5 protein-coding genes are annotated in these 4,849 nt (G+C 71.2%); 3 read left to right on the forward strand and 2 right to left on the reverse strand.

What is annotated here, in order from left to right:
• On the forward strand, window positions 1–804 hold an 804-nt coding region (locus R6V09_RS46125), incomplete at its 5' end, for a ricin-type beta-trefoil lectin domain protein (RefSeq protein ID WP_317887452.1).
• A gap of 23 nt (window positions 805–827) precedes the next feature.
• On the opposite strand, the gene R6V09_RS46130 is transcribed toward R6V09_RS46125, so the two are convergent.
• Window positions 828–1,454, reverse strand: a complete 627-nt coding sequence (locus R6V09_RS46130; RefSeq protein ID WP_317887453.1) for a YigZ family protein — start codon at window positions 1,452–1,454, stop codon at window positions 828–830.
• Window positions 1,455–1,579: 125 nt separating this feature from the next.
• Here R6V09_RS46130 and R6V09_RS46135 point away from each other — a divergent pair, with 125 nt between their 5' ends.
• Both R6V09_RS46135 and R6V09_RS46140 read left to right on the forward strand, forming a co-directional pair.
• Complete coding sequence (locus R6V09_RS46135; protein ID WP_317887454.1) at window positions 1,580–3,565, forward strand: amino acid transporter; 1,986 nt, start codon at window positions 1,580–1,582, stop codon at window positions 3,563–3,565.
• A 13-nt stretch (window positions 3,566–3,578) separates the two neighbouring features.
• The gene (locus tag R6V09_RS46140; RefSeq protein ID WP_317887455.1) at window positions 3,579–4,403 is read left to right on the forward strand and encodes an SDR family oxidoreductase; all 825 of its coding nucleotides are present in this window, start codon (window positions 3,579–3,581) and stop codon (window positions 4,401–4,403) included.
• 8 nt (window positions 4,404–4,411) lie between these two features.
• Here the strand turns inward: R6V09_RS46140 and R6V09_RS46145 are convergent.
• Window positions 4,412–4,849 (reverse strand): SixA phosphatase family protein (locus tag R6V09_RS46145; protein ID WP_317887456.1); only part of this gene is annotated, 438 nt, incomplete at its 5' end.

A 4,849-nucleotide genomic window follows, 5' to 3' on the forward strand; every position in this document is an offset into this window, starting at 1 on the left:
CGGACCCCCTCGGCCGGCGCCGTGCCGGAGAACTCGCCCTCGGGCGGCGGCGGTTCACCGGGCACGGCATCGAGCGTGACCGCGTCGGCGGCGACGCGCGGGCCGTCGCAGAGCCCTTCCAGCGCGCCGACCCACGATCCCGCAACCCTCGACATCCGGATCGCCTCGTGCGTCGCCGAACTCGCGTCGCACTCCCACGGCGACTGCATCAAGGCCCTCCAACTCCTCCTCGCCGGCCACGGGTTGCACGTCACGGTCGACGGCGACTACGGGGATGCGACGGTCGACGCGGTGAAGACCTTCCAGACCGAGGCCGGAACCACCGCGAGCGGGTCGGTCGACGCGCAGACCGTGAAGCTGCTGTACGGCACGGAGCGCGGACCGGTCCGGGCCGGTTCGGTGACCGTCACCGAGAGCGTCCACGCCGTCGATGTCGCCCGGTGCCTCGACGCCCGCGTCGCCGCGGTGCAGGTGTGGGGGTGCAACGGCGCGGCGGCCCAGAAGTGGGCGCTGTACCGCGTGCCCGGCCATGCGTCCCAGTACCTGGTCGTCAATCAGGGCAACCACTCCTGCCTGGACGCCGACGCCGACACGGTCGGCCAGAACTTTTCGAAGATCCGGGCCAGGAGCTGCGACGGGCTGAGCGCGCAACGGTGGCAACTGGGCAGCGCCGGGACCCTGGTCAGCGCCCCGGACGGCTTCTGTCTGGACGCGGAGGCCTCCGAGTCGGGGCAGGACGGTCAGCCGGTGCAGACCTTCGGCTGCGCGGGCAGCTCCAACCAGGTCTGGAACTGGCACTCCTGACACACCGTCAAAACCCTTTGCGGTCAGGCGTCTCCGTACGCCTCGCCGCCCAGTTCCAGCACCGCCGTCCCCGCCGTGGCATCGGCCAGCCACGCCCGGAAGGCGTCCACATCGGCGTCCGGCAGACCGATCTCGATGGTGACCGCCTCGCCGTAGCGGACATCGCGGACCTCGCGGCCGGTGGCGCGCAGGTCGTTCTGGATCTTGCCGGCCCGCTGGTGGTCGACGGTGACCGTGGCGAGCCGGAAGCGGCGGCGGGTGAGCGTGCTGAGGGTGTCGAGGGCTTCGCCGACCGAGCCGCCGTACGCCCTGATGAGGCCGCCCGCGCCGAGCTTGACGCCGCCGTAGTAGCGGGTGACGACGGCGACGACGTACCGCATGTCGCGGCGCAGCAGCATCTGGAGCATGGGGACGCCTGCCGTGCCGCCGGGTTCGCCGTCGTCGCTCGCCTTCTGGATCGCGGCGTCGGCGCCGATGACGTAGGCGAAGCAGTTGTGCGAGGCGTCGGTGTGCTCCTTGCGGACGCGCGCCACGAAGTCCTGGGCCTCCTGCTCGCTGGCCGCCGGGGCGAGGGCGCACAGGAAGCGGGAGCGATTGACCTCGGTCTCGTGCACACCCGGTCGGGCCACTGTGCGGTACTCGTCCTGCATCCGGCCAGCCTATGCGCAGTGTCAGGGGTCGCCCCCGGTCCGGGTGCGGGTGACGATGTGGTGGATACTCGCTCCTCGTTGCCCGGATGGCGGGCACGGTCGTTCGATCACAGGGAGTTCTCAGCATGACCGGCGCGCAGGTGGACCCTACGGAGAGCACGGAATCCGGTGGTTCCGGGTCCGCCGCCGACCGCTGCCGGGCCTGGCTCCTGGACGGGCTGAGCGAGCAGAGCGCCCGGCATCCGGGCCCGCATGCCACCCCGAACCCGGAGCACGAGGGGCACCGGTGGTGGCGGGTCATGTGTCTGACCGGTGTCGACTACTTCTCCACCCTTGGTTATCAGCCGGGCATCGCCGCGCTCGCGGCCGGACTGCTGTCGCCGCTGGCGACGGTCGTGCTGATCGGGCTGACGCTGCTCGGGGCGCTGCCGGTCTACCGGCGGGTGGCGCACGAGTCTCCGCACGGCGAGGGGTCGATCGCCATGCTGGAGCGGCTGCTGCCGTGGTGGTCGGGGAAGATCTTCGTCCTGGTGCTGCTGGGCTTCGCGGCGACGGACTTCATGATCACGGTCACCCTGTCGGCGGCGGACGCGGCGGCGCACGTCGTGGAGAACCCGTTCGCGCCGGGCTGGATGCACGGCGGCAACACCTGGATCACGCTGGTGCTGGTCGGCGCGCTGGGCGCGGTCTTCCTGAAGGGGTTCCGGGAGGCCATCGGGATCGCCGTGGTGCTGGTGGGCGTGTATCTCTCGCTCAACGTGGTGGTCCTCGCGGTGTCCGCCTGGGAGGTGCTGAGCCATCCGGTGAAGATCGGCGACTGGACGGACGCGATGACGGCCGCGCACTCCTCACCGCTCGCGATGGTCGGCGTGGCCCTGCTCGTGTTCCCGAAGCTCGCGCTCGGCATGTCCGGCTTCGAGACGGGCGTGGCGGTGATGCCGCAGGTCAAGGGCGATCCGACTGACACCTGGGCGAAGCCGACGGGCCGGATCCGGGAGACCCGCAAACTGCTCACCACGGCCGCCGTGATCATGTCCGGTTTCCTGCTGCTGTCCAGCCTGGCGACGACCATCCTCATCCCGCAGAGCGCGTTCAAGACGGGCGGCCCGGCGAACGGACGCGCGCTCGCCTACCTCGCGCACGAGCACCTGGGCCAGGCCTTCGGCACGCTCTACGACGTCTCGACGATCGCCATCCTGTGGTTCGCGGGCGCCTCCGCACTCGCCGGGCTCCTGAACCTCGTCCCCCGGTATCTGCCGCGCTACGGCATGGCCCCGGAGTGGACGCGGGCCGTGCGTCCGCTGGTGCTCGTGTTCATGGTGGCGGCCGTGCTGATCACACTGTGGTTCCACGCGAGCGTCGACGCGCAGAGCGGCGCGTACGCGACCGGTGTGCTGGTGCTGATGCTCTCGGCGGCGTTCGCCTCGACGGTCACCGTGCACAAGCGCGGCCATCGCAGGGCGACGCTCGGCTTCGGCGTGATCACCGCCGTGTTCGCGTACACCCTCGTCACGAACGTCATCGAACGGCCCGACGGCATCAAGATCGCCGGGATCTTCATCGTGCTGATCCTGGTGACGTCGTTCGGTTCGCGTATCCGCCGCGCCTTCGAACTCCGCGCCGCCGAGGTCACGTTCGACGACACGGCAGCCCGTTTCATCGACGAGGCGGCCCACTCCGGCCCGCTGCGGCTGATCGCCAACGAGCCGCAGGAACACAGCAGTCGGGAGTACCGCGCCAAGGAGTACAGCCAGCGCGAGCACACCCACATCCCGGACGGTGGCCCGGTGCTCTTCGTGGAGGTGATCGTCCGCGACTCCTCGGACTTCACGGCGGACATCGCCGTGCACGGCGACAAGAAGTACGGAGTCCGGCGGCTCCGGGTCGAGGGCCCCACGGTGCCCAACTCGATCGCCGCGGTCCTGCTGGCCCTGCGGGACCGCACCGGCGAGGTCCCCCACGCCTACTTCGACTGGACCGAGGGCAACCCGGTCAGCCATCTGATCCGCTTCCTCGTCTTCGGCGACGGCGAGGTCGCACCGGTCACCCGCGAGGTACTGCGCCGCGCGGAACCGGACCCGGAGCGACGGCCGCGCGTCCACGTCGGCTGACCGGGAAAGAGCGGTGAAGGTCCTTATCGTCGGCGGCAGCGGCTTCCTGGGCACGGAACTCGTACGCCGGGCGAGCGCGGCGGGTTGGTCCACGGCGGCGACGTACTGCTCCTCGCGCCCCGATGGCGACACCCCCGGCGTCTCCTGGCACCAGCTCGATCTCCGCACGAACGCCCAACTCTACGATTTGCTGGCCGAGTTGGCCCCGGACGCGATCATCAACGCGACCAGCGGACTGAGCGACTGGGCGGTCACCGCCGACGGTTCGGTCCGCGTGGCGATGGCGGCGGCACGGCACGGCCGCCGCCTGGTCCATGTCTCCAGCGACGCCGTGTTCTCCGGTTCCCGGATCTCCTACGACGAGTCCTGCCCGCCCGACCCGGTCACGCCGTACGGCGCGGCGAAGGCCGCCGCCGAGACCGCCGTACGCCTCCTGACACCGGCCGCCGCGGTCGCTCGCACCTCACTGATCATCGGCAACGGCGGCTCCGCGCACGAGCGCATGGTGCACGAACTGGCCGCCGGTGCCCGCGCCGGCGTCCTGTTCACCGATGTCGTCCGCTGCCCGGTCCATGTCGAGGACCTGGCCGCCGCCCTGCTGGAACTCGCCCTGTCCGACGGGTCCGGCATGTTCCACCTGGCCGGGCCGGACGCCCTCAGCCGTCATGAACTCGGCGTGCTCATCGCCCGACGCGACGGACTCGACGCGGCCCTGCTGCCCGCCGGACGCGGAGAAGGCGCTTCCGGGGCCCTCGACGTCCGCCTGGACAGCACCGCGACACAAGAAGGCCTGCGCACACGGCTGCGCGGAGCCCGCGAGTTCCTCCAAGTCCCCTGACGGCAGGCCTACTTCTTCTTGCCCCTGGGCACGGTCACGCCCGTCAGCAGGGCCGTGCCCGGGGCGAGGTCCTGCCAGGTGCGGCCGTGCCAGGCCAGGACCGCGATGGCCGAGGTCGGGAACTTCACCCGGACCTCGTCGAGCGCGTCGTCGAGACTGTCGCCGGCGAGTTCGAGGACGAGTTCCTCCAGACCGGGGTTGTGCCCGATCAGGAGCAACGTCTCGACCTCGGGCGGCACTTGGTGAACGGCGTCGAGAAGATCCGCGACGTCGGCCGCGTAGAGCCGTGGTTCGTACCGCACCGGCGGCGGGGTGCCCCACTCGGCCGAGGCCAACTCCCAGGTCTGGCGCGCCCGTACAGCCGTGGAGCACAGCGCGAGGTCCGGCAGGGAGTCCGCCTCGGCGAGCGTGACTCCGGCGGCCGGGGCGTCGCGGAGACCGCGCGG

Origin of the sequence: Streptomyces sp. W16, assembly GCF_033194735.1 — a bacterium.
In the GTDB taxonomy this organism is placed as follows: Bacteria; Actinomycetota; Actinomycetes; order Streptomycetales; family Streptomycetaceae; genus Streptomyces.